The organism is Enterobacter cloacae complex sp. IR5384 (assembly GCF_049237265.1).
Lineage (GTDB): Bacteria > Pseudomonadota > Gammaproteobacteria > Enterobacterales > Enterobacteriaceae > Enterobacter > Enterobacter cloacae.
Map to the genome: position 1 here is coordinate 37,768 of NZ_JBMKHJ010000018.1, position 18,893 is coordinate 56,660.

16 protein-coding genes are annotated in these 18,893 nt (G+C 56.0%); 8 read left to right on the plus strand and 8 right to left on the minus strand.

Going from position 1 to position 18,893, the window contains the following annotated elements; all coding sequences use genetic code 11:
- The first annotated feature begins 27 nt into the window (after positions 1 to 27).
- The 4 genes from htpG to ACOTX3_RS15505 all read left to right on the plus strand — a co-directional run bounded on the left by htpG (position 28) and on the right by ACOTX3_RS15505 (position 5,196).
- Complete coding sequence (gene htpG / locus ACOTX3_RS15490) at positions 28 to 1,902, plus strand: molecular chaperone HtpG (protein WP_058679160.1); 1,875 nt, start codon at positions 28 to 30, stop codon at positions 1,900 to 1,902.
- Positions 1,903 to 2,097: 195 nt separating this feature from the next.
- Positions 2,098 to 2,742 (plus strand): adenylate kinase, encoded by a 645-nt coding sequence (gene adk / locus ACOTX3_RS15495; protein ID WP_006809841.1) that lies wholly within the window; start codon positions 2,098 to 2,100, stop codon positions 2,740 to 2,742.
- 124 nt (positions 2,743 to 2,866) lie between these two features.
- Positions 2,867 to 3,829 (plus strand): ferrochelatase, encoded by a 963-nt coding sequence (gene hemH, locus ACOTX3_RS15500; protein ID WP_013095900.1) that lies wholly within the window; start codon positions 2,867 to 2,869, stop codon positions 3,827 to 3,829.
- A 62-nt stretch (positions 3,830 to 3,891) separates the two neighbouring features.
- On the plus strand, positions 3,892 to 5,196 hold the full coding sequence (locus ACOTX3_RS15505) for an inosine/guanosine kinase (RefSeq protein ID WP_020685011.1): 1,305 nt from the start codon (positions 3,892 to 3,894) through the stop codon (positions 5,194 to 5,196).
- 90 nt (positions 5,197 to 5,286) lie between these two features.
- Here ACOTX3_RS15505 and ybaL read toward each other — a convergent pair whose 3' ends face one another.
- Entirely contained in the window at positions 5,287 to 6,963 is a 1,677-nt protein-coding gene (ybaL, locus tag ACOTX3_RS15510; RefSeq protein ID WP_127869190.1) for a YbaL family putative K(+) efflux transporter, read from the minus strand.
- A gap of 228 nt (positions 6,964 to 7,191) precedes the next feature.
- Positions 7,192 to 8,412, minus strand: a complete 1,221-nt coding sequence (locus ACOTX3_RS15515) for an MFS transporter (protein ID WP_013095903.1) — start codon at positions 8,410 to 8,412, stop codon at positions 7,192 to 7,194.
- Between the two features lie 163 nt (positions 8,413 to 8,575).
- Between ACOTX3_RS15515 and ushA the strand changes: the two genes are divergently transcribed.
- Positions 8,576 to 10,228, plus strand: a complete 1,653-nt coding sequence (gene ushA / locus ACOTX3_RS15520) for a bifunctional UDP-sugar hydrolase/5'-nucleotidase UshA (RefSeq protein ID WP_127869189.1) — start codon at positions 8,576 to 8,578, stop codon at positions 10,226 to 10,228.
- Between the two features lie 122 nt (positions 10,229 to 10,350).
- On the opposite strand, the gene ybaK is transcribed toward ushA, so the two are convergent.
- The 3 genes from ybaK to copA all read right to left on the minus strand — a co-directional run bounded on the left by ybaK (position 10,351) and on the right by copA (position 14,471).
- Positions 10,351 to 10,830, minus strand: coding sequence for a Cys-tRNA(Pro)/Cys-tRNA(Cys) deacylase YbaK (gene ybaK, locus ACOTX3_RS15525; protein WP_010428207.1), 480 nt, complete (start codon positions 10,828 to 10,830; stop codon positions 10,351 to 10,353).
- Between the two features lie 199 nt (positions 10,831 to 11,029).
- A complete protein-coding gene (locus tag ACOTX3_RS15530) occupies positions 11,030 to 11,824 on the minus strand; it encodes a TraB/GumN family protein (protein ID WP_013095905.1) in 795 nt (264 codons plus the stop codon).
- A 148-nt stretch (positions 11,825 to 11,972) separates the two neighbouring features.
- The gene (gene copA / locus ACOTX3_RS15535) at positions 11,973 to 14,471 is read right to left on the minus strand and encodes a copper-exporting P-type ATPase CopA (protein ID WP_038982812.1); all 2,499 of its coding nucleotides are present in this window, start codon (positions 14,469 to 14,471) and stop codon (positions 11,973 to 11,975) included.
- A 108-nt stretch (positions 14,472 to 14,579) separates the two neighbouring features.
- Between copA and cueR the strand changes: the two genes are divergently transcribed.
- Complete coding sequence (gene cueR / locus ACOTX3_RS15540) at positions 14,580 to 14,990, plus strand: Cu(I)-responsive transcriptional regulator (protein ID WP_013095907.1); 411 nt, start codon at positions 14,580 to 14,582, stop codon at positions 14,988 to 14,990.
- Here cueR and ACOTX3_RS15545 read toward each other — a convergent pair.
- Positions 14,987 to 15,439 (minus strand): NfeD family protein, encoded by a 453-nt coding sequence (locus ACOTX3_RS15545; RefSeq protein WP_020685017.1) that lies wholly within the window; start codon positions 15,437 to 15,439, stop codon positions 14,987 to 14,989. The two genes, cueR and ACOTX3_RS15545, sit on opposite strands and share 4 nt — an antisense overlap.
- On the minus strand, positions 15,436 to 16,350 hold the full coding sequence (locus tag ACOTX3_RS15550; RefSeq protein ID WP_008499312.1) for an SPFH domain-containing protein: 915 nt from the start codon (positions 16,348 to 16,350) through the stop codon (positions 15,436 to 15,438). Before ACOTX3_RS15550 ends, ACOTX3_RS15545 begins: the two co-directional genes overlap by 4 nt.
- A 162-nt stretch (positions 16,351 to 16,512) precedes the next feature.
- Between ACOTX3_RS15550 and fetA the strand changes: the two genes are divergently transcribed.
- Together fetA and fetB are read left to right on the plus strand one after the other, a co-directional pair.
- Positions 16,513 to 17,184, plus strand: a complete 672-nt coding sequence (fetA, locus tag ACOTX3_RS15555; protein ID WP_013095909.1) for an iron efflux ABC transporter ATP-binding subunit FetA — start codon at positions 16,513 to 16,515, stop codon at positions 17,182 to 17,184.
- Positions 17,177 to 17,959, plus strand: coding sequence for an iron efflux ABC transporter permease subunit FetB (fetB, locus tag ACOTX3_RS15560; RefSeq protein WP_013095910.1), 783 nt, complete (start codon positions 17,177 to 17,179; stop codon positions 17,957 to 17,959). The genes fetA and fetB overlap by 8 nt, the downstream gene beginning before the upstream one ends.
- A 48-nt stretch (positions 17,960 to 18,007) precedes the next feature.
- Here the strand turns inward: fetB and ACOTX3_RS15565 are convergent, their stop codons facing one another.
- Positions 18,008 to 18,862, minus strand: a complete 855-nt coding sequence (locus tag ACOTX3_RS15565; RefSeq protein WP_013095911.1) for a co-chaperone YbbN — start codon at positions 18,860 to 18,862, stop codon at positions 18,008 to 18,010.
- Positions 18,863 to 18,893 lie beyond the last annotated feature (31 nt).

An 18,893-nucleotide genomic window follows, 5' to 3' on the forward strand; every position in this document is an offset into this window, starting at 1 on the left:
TAAATGGCATTGTTGAGGTCGACTTAGATGAAAGGACAAGAAACCCGTGGTTTCCAGTCAGAAGTAAAACAGCTTCTGCACCTGATGATCCATTCCCTGTATTCCAACAAAGAAATCTTCCTGCGTGAGCTGATTTCCAACGCCTCCGATGCGGCGGACAAGCTGCGTTTCCGCGCGCTGTCTAACCCGGATCTGTATGAAGGCGACGGCGAGCTGCGCGTGCGCGTCTCTTTCAATAAAGAGAACCGTACCCTGACCATCGCCGATAACGGCATCGGCATGAACCGCGACGAGGTGATCGACCACCTCGGGACTATCGCCAAATCCGGGACCAAAGCGTTCCTGGAATCAATGGGCTCTGACCAGGCGAAAGACAGCCAGCTGATCGGCCAGTTCGGCGTGGGCTTCTATTCGGCGTTTATCGTGGCGGACAAAGTGACCGTGCGTACACGTGCGGCGGGCGACAGCGCGGAAAACGGGGTGTTCTGGGAATCTAAAGGTGAAGGTGAATACACCGTTGATGACATCACCAAAGCGGATCGCGGCACCGAAATCACCCTGCACCTGCGCGAAGGCGAAGACGATTTCCTGAACGACTGGCGCGTGCGCTCCATCATCAGCAAATATTCCGACCACATTGCCCTGCCGGTTGAGATTGAAAAACAGGAAGAGAAAGACGGTGAAACCGTGGTCTCCTGGGAGAAAATCAACAAGGCGCAGGCACTGTGGACGCGCAATAAGGCTGAAATCAAGGACGACGAATACAACGAGTTCTACAAACACATCGCCCACGACTTTACCGATCCGCTGACCTGGAGCCATAACCGTGTGGAAGGTAAGCAGGAGTACACCAGCCTGCTGTATATCCCGTCGCAGGCACCGTGGGATATGTGGAACCGCGATCACAAGCATGGTCTGAAGCTTTACGTTCAGCGTGTCTTCATCATGGACGACGCCGAGCAGTTCATGCCGAACTACCTGCGCTTTGTCCGTGGCCTGATAGATTCCAACGATCTGCCGCTGAACGTCTCCCGTGAAATTCTGCAGGACAGCACCGTGACCCGCAACCTGCGTAACGCGCTGACCAAACGTACGCTGCAGATGCTGGAAAAACTGGCGAAAGACGACGCGGAAAAATACCAGACCTTCTGGAAGCAGTTTGGCCTGGTGCTGAAAGAAGGCCCGGCGGAAGATACCGCGAACGTAGAAGCGATCGCCAAACTGCTGCGCTTTGCCTCTACGAACACTGACTCCTCCGCGCAGACCGTGTCGCTGGAAGAGTACATTTCCCGCATGAAAGAAGGGCAGGAGAAGATCTACTACATCACCGCCGACAGCTACGCCGCGGCGAAGAGCAGCCCGCACCTGGAGCTGCTGCGTAAGAAAGGTATCGAAGTGCTGCTGCTTTCTGACCGCATCGACGAGTGGATGATGAACTACCTGACCGAGTTCGACGGTAAGCCATTCCAGTCTGTTGCCAAAGCCGATGAATCCATCGACAAGCTGGCGGATGAAGTGGATGAAAGCGCGAAAGAAGCCGAGAAGGCCCTGGAGCCGTTCGTTGAGCGCGTGAAAACCCTGCTGGGCGATCGTGTGAAAGAGGTGCGCTTCACCCACCGTCTGACCGATACTCCGGCGATTGTGACTACCGATGCGGACGAAATGGGTACCCAGATGGCGAAACTGTTCGCCGCGGCGGGTCAGGCAATGCCAGAAGTGAAATATATCTTCGAGCTGAACCCGGATCACCCGCTGGTGAAACGCGCGGCGGATACCCAGGACGAAACCCGCTTTGCCGAGTGGGTTGAACTGCTGCTGGATCAGTCTCTGCTGGCCGAGCGCGGCACGCTGGAAGATCCTAACCTCTTCATTAAACGTGTGAATGCGCTGCTGCTGGCGTAATTGACCACGCCTCCCCTGGTCTTCTCCCTCTCCCCGTGGGAGAGGGCCGGGGTGAGGGCACCAGACCGCACTCCCCCAAATAATCTCCCCCCATTAACCGTTTCAGCCCTCCCGCCTTCCTTGAGCCGCATCCGTTCTGGTGGTATTGTTTAGCGCTTTTGAAAAATTGAATCGACTTTTGAGGGGATTTTCGCAATGCGTATTATTCTGCTTGGCGCTCCGGGCGCGGGTAAAGGAACTCAGGCTCAGTTCATCATGGAGAAATACGGTATTCCGCAAATCTCCACCGGTGATATGCTGCGCGCCGCTGTTAAATCTGGCTCTGAGCTGGGTAAACAAGCGAAAGACATCATGGACGCTGGCAAACTAGTGACCGACGAGCTGGTTATCGCTCTGGTCAAAGAGCGCATTGCTCAGGAAGACTGCCGTAACGGTTTCCTGCTGGACGGCTTCCCACGCACCATTCCTCAGGCTGACGCCATGAAAGAAGCGGGCATCAACGTAGACTACGTGCTGGAGTTCGACGTACCAGACGAGCTGATCGTTGACCGTATCGTTGGTCGTCGCGTGCACGCTGCTTCTGGCCGCGTTTACCACATTAAATTCAACCCACCTAAGGTTGAAGGTAAAGACGACGTAACCGGCGAAGAGCTGACCACCCGTAAAGACGATCAGGAAGAGACCGTGCGTAAGCGCCTGGTGGAATACCATCAGATGACTGCGCCGCTGATCGGCTACTACACCAAAGAAGCGCAGGCGGGTAACACCAAATACGCGAAAGTTGACGGCACCAAAGCCGTGGCTGACGTTCGTGCAGAGCTGGAAAAAATCCTCGGCTAATCGCACTGCTCTCACCCGGGTCCCCGGGTGAGAATATTTCTCATCTTACCTATTACAGCAATGGGTTCCGTTTAAACGCATTTCCGCTACAATTGACAACCATTCAAATGGTTAAGAGGCGTGAATGAGTCAGGCGAAAACCGGCATCCTGCTTGCCAATCTGGGCACCCCAGAAGCACCTACGCCAGAAGCGGTAAAACGCTATCTGCGACAATTTTTAAGCGACACGCGCGTTGTGGATACCCCAAGACTGCTGTGGTGGCCATTACTGCGTGGCGTGATTCTGCCCATTCGTTCACCGCGCGTCGCCAAACTCTATCAGTCTGTCTGGATGGAAGAGGGCTCGCCGCTGATGGTCTACAGCCGTCGTCAGGAGAAAGCGCTGGCTGCCCGCCTGCCGGATATGCCTGTCGCGCTCGGCATGAGCTATGGCAAACCGTCTCTGGAAAGTGCGGTCGACGCGCTGCTCGCGCAGGGGGTTGAGCACATTGTGGTGCTGGCACTCTACCCGCAGTACTCCTGCTCGACGGTTGCTGCGGTGTGGGACGAACTGGCCCGCATTCTGGCGACCCGCCGCCGCATTCCGGGCGTGACCTTTATACGCGACTACGCCGATAACGAACTCTATATCAAAGCGCTTGCCAGCAGTGCCCGCGCGTCGTTTGAAAAACACGGCGAGCCGGATCTGCTGCTGTTGTCCTATCACGGCATTCCGCAGCGTTTCGCTAACGAAGGGGATGATTATCCGCAGCGCTGTCGCGATACCACGCGTGAGCTGGTGTCCGCGCTCGGCCTGCCGCCGGAGAAGGTGATGATGACTTTCCAGTCGCGCTTTGGTCGCGAGCCGTGGTTGACACCGTATACGGATGAAACCCTCAAAATGCTCGGCGAGAAAGGCGTGAAGCATATTCAGGTAATGTCCCCGGGCTTCTCGGCCGATTGCCTGGAAACGCTGGAGGAGATCGCGGTGCAAAACCGGGAGTTTTTCCTTGAGGCTGGTGGTGAGAAGTACGAGTACATTCCGGCACTTAACGACGCTCCGGAACATATCGACATGATGGTCTCGCTGGTGACCAACAGCCGCTGATCGCACTCAGGGCCGGGTTTGTGCTACCATTCCCGGCCCATATTCTATGCACAGTTCAGACCATGAAATTTCCCGGTAAACGCAAATCCAAACACTACTTCCCTGTTGATGCCCGCGATCCGCTCCTGCAGCAAATCCAGCCTGAAAATGAAACCAGCGCGGCATGGGTCGTCGGTATCGATCAGACGCTGGTGGACATTGAAGCGAAAGTGGATGATGCGTTTGTCGCCCGTTACGGTCTGAGCGCCGGCCACTCGCTGGTAATCGAAGACGACGTTGCTGAGGCGCTCTATCAGGAGCTGGTGCGTGACAACCTGATCACCCATCAGTTTGCCGGTGGCACCATCGGCAATACCATGCACAACTACTCCGTTCTGGCAGACGACCGCTCAGTGCTGCTCGGCGTGATGTGCAGCAACATCGAAATTGGTGGCTACGCCTACCGTTACCTGTGCAATACCTCCAGCCGTACCGATCTTAACTATCTGCAGGGTGTCGACGGCCCCATTGGCCGCTGCTTTACGCTGATCGGTGAATCCGGCGAGCGTACCTTTGCTATCAGCCCTGGCCACATGAACAAGCTGCGTGCCGAGAGCATTCCCGAAGAGGTGATTGCGGGCGCGTCGGCGCTGGTGCTCACCTCCTACCTGGTGCGCTGCAAGCCGGGCGAGCCGATGCCGGAAGCCACCATGAAGGCGATTGAGTACGCGAAAAAGTACGATGTGCCGGTGGTCCTGACGCTGGGAACGAAATTTGTGATTGCCGACAACCCGGAGTGGTGGCAGGCCTTCCTGAAAGAGCATGTCTCGATTCTGGCGATGAACGAAGAAGAAGCTGAGGCTCTCACCGGCGAGAGCGATCCGCTGCTGGCCTCCGATAAAGCGCTGGACTGGGTGGATCTGGTGCTCTGCACCGCCGGACCGGTAGGGCTGTATATGGCAGGCTTCACGGAAGAAGAGAGCAAACGCAAAACCCAGCATCCGCTGCTGCCTGGCGCCATCGCCGAGTTCAACCAGTATGAGTTCAGCCGTGGCATGCGTTATAAAGACTGTGTTAATCCGCTGCGGATCTACTCGCACATCGCCCCGTACATGGGCGGCCCGGAGAAGATCATGAACACCAACGGTGCGGGCGACGGTGCGCTGGCGGCGCTGCTGCATGACATCACCGCCAATGCCTACCACAAAACCAACGTGCCGAATTCCAGCAAACATAAGTTCAGTTGGCTCACCTATTCGTCGCTGGCGCAGGTATGTAAATACGCGAACCGCGTCAGTTATCAGGTGCTGAACCAGCACTCCCCGCGCTTAACGCGTGGCCTGCCGGAAAGGGAAGACAGCCTCGAAGAGGCGTACTGGGACAGGTAAAAGCAAAACGGCAACGCATGTTGCCGTTTTTAGTGTTTATTCCCTCTCCCGGTGGGAGAGGGTCAGGGTGAGGGCATCAGGCCGCACAAGCTAGCCCGTCACCTCTTCTTCAACCGGCGGCTTCGCCAGCAGCGCCAGCATCGTATTCGCAATTTCGCGCTCACCCATCACCACCTGATTCGCACCCCGTTCGGTGATGTAATCCACCTCGTCGTCGTAATGGGCGCGGGCAATGATCTCAATCGTTGGGCATTTCTCACGTGCAGTGGCCACAATCTCACCCGCTTCGTAGCCGTTTGGAATGGTCAGCAGCAGCCAGCGGGCGCAGTCCAGATGCGCCAGGTTCATAATTTCTTCGTTCGCCGCATTGCCCAGCACCGCGCGGATACCGCGCTCTCGCAGCTCATCGACGCGGGTGCGCGAGGTTTCAATCACCACCAGCGGGATCCCCTGCGCCATCAGCTTCTCGCCGAGCAGGCTTCCCACGCGGCCAAAGCCGAGCAGCAGGGCGTGGTTGCAAATATCCACCGGGATCTGTTTCTCTTCTTCAATGGCCTCTTCGAGCGTCTGCTCTTCAAGGGTTTCCGTTTTATCGAGATATTTTTCCAACAGCGCGAACAGCACGGGGTTCAGCATAATCGAGAGGATCGCTCCCGCCAGCACCAGGTTCTGCCCGGCCTGCGGCAGCAGGTTCAGCGCCATCCCCAGACCCGCCAGAATAAAGGCGAACTCACCAATCTGTGCCAGGCTTGCGGCGATGGTAAGAGCGGTACGCGGTGAGTGGCCGAACATTCGCACCAGGAAAAAGGCAGCGACCGACTTACCAAAGATGATAATCGCCAGCGTCCCCAGTACGGCCAGCGGCTGCTGAACCAGAATCATCGGATCAAACAGCATCCCGACGGAGACAAAGAACAGCACCGCGAAGGCATCACGCAGGGGGAGGGTGTCGTGCGCTGCTCGGTGGCTCAGTTCGGATTCGTTCAGCACCATCCCGGCGAAGAACGCGCCAAGGGCAAAGGAGACGTCAAAGAGCTCCACCGCACCAAAGGCAATCCCCAGCGCCAGCGCAAGGACGGAAAGGGTGAACAGTTCACGCGAGCCGGTGGCCGCGCTGCGCGACATGATCCACGGCACCAGACGGCGGCCTACCAGCATCATGATGGCGATAAACGCCACCACTTTTCCGATGGTGATGCTCATATCCAGCGCCAGCGAGGCAAAGCCGAGGGTGTCTTTTTCCATCATTCCGGCGACGGCAGGCAGCAGGACCAGCGTCAGCACCATCACCAGATCTTCAACAATCAGCCAGCCGATTGCGATTTGTCCGCGCTGGCTATCTATCAGCTGCCTCTCTTCAAGCGCGCGCAGCAGCACCACGGTACTGGCGGTTGAGAGACAGAGCCCAAATACGATGCCGGTCATTAACGACCAGCCCAGTACGGCCGAAAGCGCCATGCCCAGCAGCGTCGCTACCCCTATCTGGGCGATCGCTCCCGGTATGGCGATCGACTTTACCGCCATCAGGTCCTTCAGGGAAAAATGCAGCCCCACGCCAAACATCAGCAGAATCACGCCCAGTTCCGCCAGTTCAGGTGCCAGTTTGGTATCCGCAACGAAGCCAGGCGTAAACGGTCCCGCCAGTACCCCGGCTAACAGATAGCCCACAAGAGGGGAAATACGCAGTTTATTGGCAATCATGCCGAGAATAAAAGCGAGCACAAGTCCACCAACAATGGTGGTGATAAGCGGTGTGGCGTGGTGCATTCCGTCTCCTTTCGTTGTGGGTGTTCCATTTTGGTGAAAACCAAAAACCGAGTAATAGTTTATGACAATTTTTACCCTTGTGTTTATGAATAATTGTTGAAGTTTGAATAAAACGGCAATATGCCTAAGAAAAGGCAGGTTTTGATAAATTCAGAGAAGGGATGAACAGGAAAGCCTTATGCCATGAGGGCATCAGGCTGCCAAAATTACACTTTGGCAGCCATGAAATTACGCTTTATGACGATTATCAGGCAGGAATATGGTCAACATCCCCAGAAGTGGCAGGAAAGCGCAGATTTTATAAACCAGGAAGATACTGGTGTGGTCGGCAACCATGCCTAACACGGCTGCACCAAGGCCGCCCATGCCGAAGGCGAAACCAAAGAAGAGCCCGGAAACCATACCAATACGCCCCGGTAACAACTCCTGCGCATACACCAGGATAGCCGAGAACGCCGAGGCCAGAATAAAACCAATAATTACCGTTAAAATGCCCGTCCATTCAAGGCTGGCGTAAGGCAAAATAAGGGTAAAGGGGGCAACACCAAGAATAGAGCCCCAAATAACATATTTACGGCCAATTTTATCCCCGACTGGCCCGCCAATCACCGTCCCTGCTGCGACGGCAAACAGGAAAGCAAACAGATGGAACTGCGCGTTTTGTACCGATAATCCGAATTTTTGCATCAGGTAAAAGGTGTAATAGCTGCTGATACTCGCCATATAGAAATATTTCGAGAAAATCAGCACCAGCAGCACGGACACGGCCAGGATCACCTTATTGCGTGGAAGGGGATTGATAACCTTCACTTTTGGTTTGCCTTTGTTTACGCGGTGCTGTGCGGCATACCAGCGGCTGATCTGGGCGAGCACAACGATCGCCAGCAGGGCGGCCAGCACAAACCAGGCGACGTTACCCTTGCCGTAGGGGGCGATGATCACTGCCGCCAGCAGCGGGCCGAGGGAACTGCCAAAATTACCGCCCACCTGGAAGAGTGATTGCGCCAGCCCGTGGCGCCCGCCGGAGGCCATACGTGCCACACGGGAGGACTCCGGATGGAAGACCGACGAGCCGGTCCCCACCAGCGCGGCGGCAAGCAGCACCGCTTCAAAACTGCCCGCCATAGCCAGCAGCACCAGCCCGCTCAGGGTGAAGCACATGCCAATCGGCAGCGACCACGGCATCGGATATTTATCCGTCCAGTAACCGACGATCGGTTGCAGTAGCGAAGAGGCCAGCTGGAAGGTCAGGGTGATCATCCCGATCTGCACGAAGGTTAATGAAAACTCGGATTGCAGCAGCGGGTAAATCGCCAGGATCAGCGACTGGATCATGTCGTTGAGCAGATGGGAGAGGCTAATAGCGCCTAAGACTTTAAATGAGGTGCGCGAGGGTGGCGGCGACGCCGGCGCGCCCGAAACGGGCTGGGTTGATTCACTGATTGCCATAAATACCACGTCGTTAGTGATGAAAAATGCAGGGGGTAATTATTATCCAACTAACATACCTGCCAGCGACATTTGAAGAAAGTCGCAATTATGAAAACTTATTTGTCTATTCTTGTTACTCACTGTAATTTTTGCGTTTGTCTATTGGTCAGGGAGAGAGAAGATGAAGTTAATGAAGCATGGCGTCGCGTTGGCGCTGCTCGCCGCCTGGGGTCTGGCAAGCCTGCCCGCACAGGCGTATGAAAAAGACAAAACGTATAAAATTACGATCCTGCATACCAACGATCACCACGGCCATTTCTGGCGCAGCGAGTACGGCGAATATGGTCTCTCCGCGCAAAAAACGCTGGTGGATGGCATTCGTAAAGAGGTTGCCGCCGAAGGGGGCAGCGTGCTGCTGTTATCGGGGGGCGATATCAATACCGGCGTGCCGGAGTCCGATTTACAGGATGCCGAGCCTGATTTTCGCGGCATGAATTTAATCGGTTACGATGCGATGGCCGTTGGAAACCACGAGTTTGATAACCCGCTGAGCGTGCTGCGCCAGCAGGAAAAATGGTCCAAATTCCCGTTCCTCTCCGCCAATATCTATCAGAAAAGCACCGGTGAACGCCTGTTTAAACCGTGGGCGCTGTTTAAGCGTCAGGATCTGAAAATCGCGGTGATTGGCCTCACCACGGACGATACGGCAAAAATTGGCAACCCTGAGTTCTTTACCGATATCGAATTCCGTAAACCGGCAGACGAAGCGAAGCTGGTGATTCAGGAGTTGCAGCAAAATGAAAAACCGGACGTGATCATCGCCACCACCCATATGGGACATTACGACAACGGCGAGCATGGTTCTAACGCACCGGGCGACGTTGAAATGGCGCGCAGCCTCCCTGCGGGCTCGCTGGCAATGATTGTGGGTGGTCACTCACAAGATCCGGTGTGCATGGCCTCGGAGAATAAAAAGCAGGTGGATTATGTTCCGGGCACGCCGTGTGCACCAGACCGTCAGAACGGGATCTGGATTGTGCAGGCGCACGAGTGGGGTAAATACGTTGGCCGTGCCGACTTTGAGTTCCGTAACGGCGAGATGAAACTGGTGCATTATCAGCTCATCCCGGTCAACCTGAAGAAAAAAGTGATCTATCCGGACGCGAAAAGTGAGCGCGTGCTCTACACCCCGGAGATCCCCGAGAACCCACAGATGCTCTCCCTGTTAACCCCGTTCCAGAATAAAGGCAAAGCGCAGCTGGACGTGAAAATCGGTACGCTGAACGGGCGTCTGGAAGGGGACCGCAGCAAAGTCCGTTTCGTACAGACCAATATGGGTCACCTGGTGCTGGCGGCACAAATCGCGCGCACCGGCGCTGATTTTGGTGTGATGAGCGGCGGCGGGATCCGTGATTCCATCGAAGGCGGGAATATCACCTATAAAGATGTGCTGAAGGTGCAGCCGTTTGGCAACGTGGTGGTTTATGCCGATATGAGCGGGAAAGAGGTGATTGAGTACCTTACCGCCGTGGCGCAGATGAAGCCGGACTCTGGCGCCTATCCGCAGTTCGCTAACGTCAGCTTTGTGGCCAAAGACGGCAAGCTCAACGATCTCAAAATCAAGGGTGAGCCGGTTGATCCCGCGAAAACCTACCGTCTGGCAACCTTAAGCTTTAACGCCACCGGCGGCGACGGTTATCCGCACATCGATAATAAACCGGGCTATGTGAATACCGGCTTTATTGATGCCGAGGTTCTGAAGCAGTTTATCGAGCAGAATTCACCGATCGACGTGAATGCGTATGAGCCGAAAGGCGAGGTGAGCTGGCAGTAACGTTGTGCGGCCTGATGCCCTCACCCCAACCCTCTCCCACCGGGAGAGGGCGTGAATACAAAAAACGGTAACGTCTGTTACCGTTTTGCTTTTACCTCGCAGCCGCCACCCGGCTTTTTCTTTTAATCCCGGCGCGCAATATCCGCAAACTTCGCATCCAGCATTTTGGCCAGATCGCCTGCGGCCAGTTCGATATCCAGCCCGCGCTTGCCGCCGGAAATATAGATGGTTTCAAATTCCTGAGAAGGGGCGTCAATCAGCGTTGGCAGGCGTTTTTTCTGTCCGAGCGGGCTGATCCCGCCCACCAGATAACCCGTGGTGCGTTGCGCAACCATTGGGTCTGCCATATCTACCTTTTTCGCTCCCAGCGCTTTGGCCACTTTCTTCAGGTCCAGTTGACCAGCCACGGGCGTGACCGCGACGGCGAGATGCTTCATATCGCCATTCACGGCCACCAGCAGCGTTTTATAGACCTGGTCGGCGTTCAGCCCCAGTTTGCGCACCACTTCATCACCAAAATTGGTTTCGTTCGGATCGTGATCGTAAGTGTGGATCCGGAAAGAAATTTTGTTTTTTTCGAGTAATTTAACGGCGGGAGTCATAGCTATCCTTCTTACGACAGACAATTCATGCTGACAGCATACGCCTGACGTTTGTCTAAAAAATAGCACCATCTTGCGCAATAGTATTGGCAGTGATGGTCACTTTGAGCGACAATCGGCTCAACCGAAGGTCTCCTTCGGCATAATAAAAACGATGAAATTCCTCTTTGACGGGCCAATAGAAATATTGGCCATTTTTTTATTTCAGCAGCGACGGCAAATTCCCTTCTCCGTACAAATGTAATGCCCCCACTGCAACCACGTAATGCCCAGCAGGTAACGCATGCAGCGTCTGCCGCCATGCCGCATTGCGTGCATTCATCAGCACATCATACAGCGATTCACTGAACGTCGATGGCAGCGTTAATTTCCCCTCAGCAGGCGGGGCATCCAGCCACCAGCCAATCATGGTTTGCAGCAGACGGGCGTTGGTATGCCAGTGCGTTAGCGTATCATCAAGAAGAATGAGACCGTCATCAGGCAGCTGGCGAAGGAGGGCAATCTGGCTATCGGTACCTTCCAGCTCAATGATCGGCAGACGGCGTGCCCGGGCTGCATTCAGCAGCTGGTAATCAATACCGTAATCACCGCGCAGACCCAGACGCTGCGCCTGCGTCGCCTGTAATATCATGGCAATCTGCCAGAGCGGCAGGGTGTCCAGCATCGAGAGCGAAACGCCGGTTTCATCCGCCACGCGCGTCAGTTCGGCGAGCTGAGCCTCGTCCAGACGGTCGGCCAGGGTGAGATCGCTCTCCAGACCGGCAAAGGGAGACTCGTGGCCTGAAATATCCGCCTCAACCACCAGCGCATCGGCCTGCTTCAGGAGGGATAACAGACCAGAGGGTAGCGGGGACATATCCTGCGTGCCCATATGTATGCTGCCCACCAGGTGCAGATGCTGACCGCCGGGGAGCGAAATATCCATTCCGGGCCAGGTATAACGGCGGGGGAAGAGGGCGCGAAACGATGTTTTTATACGGCGAAACAGACTCATACGCGCTCCATAAACGGAAAGGTTCATGCTAACGCGTGGGGAAGGGCGGCGCAACAGGTGAACGTCGGCACGTTTCGTAAGCCTGATACGCGCAGCGCCATCAGGCAAAAAAGCCGGGTGGCGCTGCGCTTCCCCGGCCTACAACGTATTACGCTTTCGGTTTAAAGCGCAGCAGACGGTTGGCGTTACTCACCACGGTAATGGAGGAGAGCGCCATCGCTGCACCTGCGACCACCGGGTTAAGCAGCGTACCGGTCAGGGGCCACAGAATGCCGGCAGCAATCGGGATACCGAGCGAGTTATAGATAAACGCACCCAGCAGGTTCTGCTTCATGTTGCGCAACGTGGCTTTCGAAATCGCCAGCGCATCGGCAACACCCATCAGGCTGTGTCGCATCAGTGTGATGGCTGCCGTCTCAATGGCAACGTCGCTCCCGCTTCCCATGGCAATCCCCACCTCTGCCTGTGCCAGCGCAGGCGCATCGTTAATACCGTCGCCAACCATCGCGACCTGGCGCCCCTGCTGTTGCAGCGTTTTAATGGCGTCCGCTTTGCCGTCCGGCAGGACACCGGCAATGACTTCATCGATCCCCGCCTCTCTGGCGATGGCGTTGGCCGTGGTTGGGTTATCCCCGGTTAACATCACCAGACGGTAGCCCGCGCGGTGCAGTCGTTGTAAGGCATCCACACTGTCCTGACGTAACGGATCGCGCACGGCCAGCAGGGCCGCAATATGACCGTCCACCGCAAGCAGCACAGGGGTTGCGCCCTGCGATGCCTGGGCATTCAGTTCACTTTCCAGCGCTGAAGTTGCTATGCCGTTTTCATTCATCAGGGCCTGGTTACCCAGCAGCAGTGTGTGTCCTTCGGCCTCACCGCTGACGCCTAATCCGCGCAGGGTGCGGAAGTTGTTCACCTGCGGCAGGCTGGCCTCACCGGCTTTCTCAATGATGGCTCGCGCCAGCGGGTGGCTGGAGCCTTGTTCCAGGGCCGCGGCGAGACGCAGCGCGTCAGCCTCCGCGAAGCCTGAGGTATGCACGGATACAACCTGCGGTTTACCTTCGGTCAGGGTACCGGTTTTATCAAAGACCAGCGTGTCGAGAGTGCTGGCGCGTTGCAGGGCGTCGGCATCACGCACCAGCACGCCAAACTCGGCGGCGCGTCCCACGCCGGAGATAATCGACATCGGCGTCGCAAGGCCGAGCGCGCAAGGACAGGCGATAATCAGTACCGTGGTGGCGATCACCAGGGTATAGACAATTTGCGGCGCCGGGCCGAAGAAATACCAGATAGCCGCGCTCAGCAGCGCAATGCCCACCACCACCGGCACAAAAATGGCGGAGATTTTATCGGCCAGCTGACCTATTTCAGGCTTACTGCTCTGTGCCTGGCGCACCATGCGGATAATACGGGACAGCGTGGTGTGGCTTCCCACTGCACTGGCGGTGAACAGCACGCTGCCGTCCTGCACCACCGTACCGGCATGCACGCCATCACCCTGTGATTTCTGCTGCGGAATGGGTTCCCCGGTGAGCATCGCTTCGTCAAACCAGGCTTCGCCCTGCGTAATGTCTCCGTCCACGGGAACGCGGTCACCGGTGGTCAGACGCAGCGTCATACCGGGCTGAACCTCGGCCAGAGGAACGCTTTTTTCTCCGTCGTCAGTGACCACGCGGGCGGTCGGGGGGGTTAAATCCAGCAGCCGCTCCAGCGCCTTTGAGGAGCGCTGACGGGCACGGGCTTCCAGCATATGGCCCAGGTTAATCAGGCCGATGATCATCGCGCTCGCTTCATAATAGAGATGGCGGGCTTCCATCGGGAACCACTGTGGCCAGACGTTCACGCTCATGGAGTAGAGCCATGCCGCACCCGTGCCGAGTGCCACCAGCGTATCCATGGTTGCGGTGCGGTTTTTCAGGCTCTTCCAGGCGCTGGAGTAGAAATGTCCGCCTGCAAATACCATTACACCAAGCGTAATGATACCAATGACCAGCCACAGCGTGCGGTTGTCGTCGGTGACCATCATGTTGTCACCGATCATGCCCCACACCATCACCGGGATCCCGACCAGCAGCGCAACAATGGCCTGCCAGCGGAAGCGTTTCATGGTGGCGATGGCCGTTTCCTGCTGACGTTCACGGCGTTTGGCATCATCTTCGATGGCCTCTGCGCCATAGCCCGCTTTTTCAACGGCCAGCACTAATTCTGCGGCGGAGGCACTGCCCATGACCAGCGCAGTACGCTCCGCAAGATTGACCCGTGCCTGCGCGACTCCGGGTACCGCCTGCAAGGCATTTTGCACCCGGGAGACGCAGCTGGCGCAGCTCATGCCGTTGATCAGCAGCTGTTGGCTGTCATCGATATCATCAGCTGCCGGAAGCTCAGGAGTGGCCGCTGTCAGTGCTTCCGACGGGGATGATGACTCTGCCAGCGGTTTAGCCTTTGGGTGGCTCAGCTCCGCCCCATAACCTGCCTGTTTGATGGTATCAATCAGCGCTTGCGCACTGGCGCTGCCGGTGACGGCGGCGTGATCGATAGTGACGTCAGCGCTTTCGACATCAGGACGCTGTTCCAGACTTTCTTTAACGCGTTTGACACAGTGGCCGCAGGAGAGGCCGTCCAGTGTCAGGTCAATTGTGTGAGACATAACAAAACTCCCGTATAATGAACTGGTCAGTTGTTGACCGGAGTAACGCTTTTCGCTAACTGTTATGAAGGTTAAACCTTCCATCAAGGGGAAGGTCAAGGGGGAAATGTGAATATCAGCGATGTTGCGAAAAAAACCGGATTGACCAGCAAAGCCATCCGCTTTTATGAAGAGAAGGGGCTGGTGACGCCGCCGCTGCGCAGCGAAAATGGCTACCGTAGCTACACGCAACTGCATCTGGACGAGCTGACCTTACTGCGTCAGGCGCGTCAGGTGGGTTTTAACCTTGAAGAGTGCGGTGAGCTGGTGAATCTGTTCAACGATCCAAAACGCCACAGCGCAGATGTAAAAAAACGGACGCTGGAAAAAGTGGCGGAGATTGAACGGCACATTACGGAACTGGAAGCGATGCGCAAGCAGCTGCTGGCGCTGGCGGAATCCTGTCCGGGAGATGACAGCGCCGACTGCCCGATTATCGATAATCTTGCCGGCTGCTGTCATCGTAAGGCGCAGGCTTAGCAGGCTTTCACCCGAAGCGTAATCCCTTCCACCGCGATGACCTCAACCCGCGTCCCGGCGCTGAGGTCATCGTCGGCCACCACCGGCCAGGAGCTATCGCCCACGCGCATATGTCCGCGGCCGTTCACCAGCGCGGTCTCAAGCGTAAAGCGCTGGCCGACGATCTGCTGTCCACGCTGATTGAGATGGGTATCCAGCGGTTTTTGCTCGTTAACCTGACGGTTCAGCCAGCGCCACCACAGCCAGGCGGCCACCAGCGTCAGCACGGCAAACAGCGCGCCCTGCCACGCCCAGTCCAGGGGGAGCAGCCAGACCAGCAGCCCGGTAATCACCGCGGCCACACCGCTCCAGAGCAGATAACCGTTGCCACCAAGCATCTCTGCGGCCAGCAGTAAGCCACCCAGGCTTAGCCAGAAAGCATGAGGATGTGCGACGATCAGCTCAATCATTTTTTGCGCTCATTTCCGCTGTCTTTGATAAGTTCAGCAATCCCGGCGATGGAGCCCATCAGACTGCTGGCATCCAGCGGCATCATCACCACTTTGCTGTTATTTGCCGAGCCGATCTCTTTCAGCGCATCGGTATATTTTTGCGCGACAAAGTAGTTCACGGCCTGGATGTCACCGGCGGCAATGGCCTCGGATACCATCTGGGTTGCGCGGGCTTCCGCTTCGGCAGAACGTTCACGCGCCTCTGCCTGCAAGAAAGCAGACTGGCGATCCCCTTCCGCTTTCAGAATTTGCGACTGTTTTTCCCCTTCTGCTTTCAGGATCTCCGCCTGACGCACCCCTTCGGCTTCCAGAATATAGGCGCGCTTGGTTCGTTCTGCCTTCATCTGGGCGTTCATCGAAGCGATAAGCTCCGCAGGTGGGCGAACGTCCCGGATTTCAATGCGGGTGACTTTAATGCCCCACGGGTTTGTCGCTTCATCAACAATGTGCAGCAGACGGGTGTTGATGCTGTCACGCTGAGAGAGCATTTCGTCCAGCTCCATAGAGCCGAGTACCGTACGGATGTTGGTCATCGTCAGATTAACAATCGCTAGCTCCAGGTTGCTCACCTCATAGGCGGCTTTGGGCGCATCAATTACCTGAATAAAACAGACGGCATCGATGGTGACGTTGGCGTTATCCTTCGAAATAACTTCCTGCGAGGGGATATCCAACACTTGTTCCATCATATTGATCTTGCGACCAATTCTGTCCATGAAGGGAACAATCAGGCTCAAGCCTGGCTGGAGTGTATTGGTGTAGCGGCCGAAGCGTTCAACGGTCCACTGATATCCCTGCGGGACAATTTTGACCCCGGCGCCCACAATAACCAGCGCAACGAATATAAGGACAGGAACAACGATAAGCATAAAAACCTCCTGTTTTGCATGCTGTTGATGAGTAAAAATGCATGTTTATTGTTCATAAGTATATCGGCTATCGGGCTGAAATTCGCCTCTGAAAATAGGCTGGGAAGGGACAAAGGATTATGCTACAGACGATTTTTACCAGAAGCGGTTAACGGAAGCGGAATGAACGATCAAAAAAACATATTACATCTCAGGGATGTCGGATTTCGTGTTGGGGGAAATACGATCCTTCAGCACGTCGAATTTTGCCTTTCACCGGGCGAGTTTAAATTAATCACCGGGCCGTCAGGCTGCGGCAAAAGCACGTTATTGAAAATTGTGGCTTCACTGCTAAGTCCTACGGAGGGAACCGTTCTGTTTGAGGGCCACGATATTGCGACCCTCTCCCCGGAACGCTATCGCCAGCAGGTCTCTTATTGTGTACAGACCCCTTCACTGTTCGGCGAAACGGTCTATGACAACCTGATCTTCCCGTGGCAGATTCGCCAGCAAACGCCGGAGCCGAATAAATTTATCGCTGACCTGGCCCGCTTTGGCCTGGCACAAGAGACATTGACCAAATCCATTAATGAGCTCTCCGGGGGCGAAAAGCAGCGCGTTTCGCTGATTCGTAACCTGCAGTTTTTACCTAAGGTGCTGCTGCTGGACGAGATCACCAGCGCGCTGGATGAGGCCAACAAGCGCAACGTGAACGACATCATCCATCGCTACGCCAGTGAACAAAATATTGCCGTGCTGTGGGTGACGCACGACGCAAATGAAATTGCCCATGCGGATGATGTCATCACGCTGCAGCCGCAGGGTGGGAAATGGCAGGAGGCAAACCATGGGTGAGCATAATATCACCAACGCATCGCTGGCGTTTTCGATGGTGCTGGTACTGGTGGCGATTTTTGTGAGCTACCGGGAAAAGCTGGGGCTGGAGAAAGATATTCTCTGGAGCATCTGCCGCGCGGTGATTCAGCTCATCATCGTTGGCTATGTGCTGAAGTACATCTTTAACGTCAACCACGCGGTGCTTACGCTGCTGATGGTGCTGTTTATCTGCTTCAACGCAGCGTGGAATGCTCAGAAGCGCAGCAAATATATCGATAAGGCGTTTGTCTCGTCATTTATTGCCATTACGACCGGGACCGCGCTGACGCTGGCGGTGCTGGTGCTATCTGGCTCTATTGAGTTTACGCCGATGCAGGTGATCCCCATCTCCGGGATGATCGCCGGGAACGCCATGGTGGCGGTAGGGCTGTGCTACAACAACCTTGGCCAGCGCTTCAGCAGTGAGCAACAGAAGCTGCAGGAGAAGTTAAGCCTGGGGGCCACGCCTAAAGTGGCGTCGGCGCGGCTGATTCGTGAGAGTATCCGCGCGTCGCTGATCCCCACGGTGGATTCGGCGAAAACGGTCGGACTGGTGAGTCTGCCGGGGATGATGTCAGGGCTGATCTTCGCTGGCATTGATCCGGTAAAAGCGATCAAATATCAGATCATGGTGACCTTTATGCTGCTCTCCACGGCGAGCCTGTCGACCATCATTGCCTGTTATCTGACGTATAGGAAGTTCTACAACGAGCGCCACCAGCTGGTGGTCACACAGCTAAAAAAAGCGGATTAAGCCTGTTTGTGTAGGCCCGGTAAGCGTGAGCGCCACCGGGCATTTTTTTTAGTAGAGCAGCGCGTACAGCTGACGACGGTACTTCGACGCCAGCGCATCGCCGGTACCCAGTGCGGCCAGGATCTCCTGGAACATTTTCCGCGCCTGACCGTCTGCGGCAGCCAGATCGTTTTGCAGGTGGCTGAACAGCAGTTCCAGGGCCTCTTCATTTCGACCCACCTGATGCAGCTGGAGTGCCAGCTGGCTTGCCAGCGCTGCGTCGGCCGGGTTATCGGCAACCTGCTGCTGGAGTTGCTGGATTTCCGGGGTATCCGCCGCCTGTTTCAGCAGATCAATTTGCGCCACCAGGCCCTGATAGCGGGTGTCCTGATCCTGCAACGGGATCGTTTTTAGCACGGCTTCAGCATCTTCTGAGCGGTGCAGGGCAATCTGCGTTTCAGCCAGCAGCAGGCCAATCTGGCTGTTCTGCTTAGAGAGCTGCCAGGCGTCTTTCAACAGCGGCAGGGCTTCGTCGTATTTACCTTCCTGCATCAGCGCCATGGCTTCCTGCGCTTTTAGCTCCTCCTCACGCGGCAGCACTTTATCCAGCAGGGCGCGGATCGCCTCTTCAGGCTGCGGTCCCTGGAAGCCATCAACAGGCTGTCCATTCTGGAAAAGATAGACCGTGGGGATGGCGCGCAGGCCAAACTGTGAGGCCACCATGGGTTCTGCATCGCAGTCCAGTTTGGCGAGAATAAACTGGCCATTGTATTGTGCGGCAAGGCTTTCGAGGACCGGCGTCAGCTGCAGACAGTGTTGGCTGCGTTCAGACCAGAAGTAGAACAGTACCGGTTTAACCATCGACTGTTCGAGGACCTGTTGCAGGTTTGCTTCAGTAATATTGACGATATTCTGTACGGACATGCGGTATTCTCTTTTATCGGTTTGTTATTTA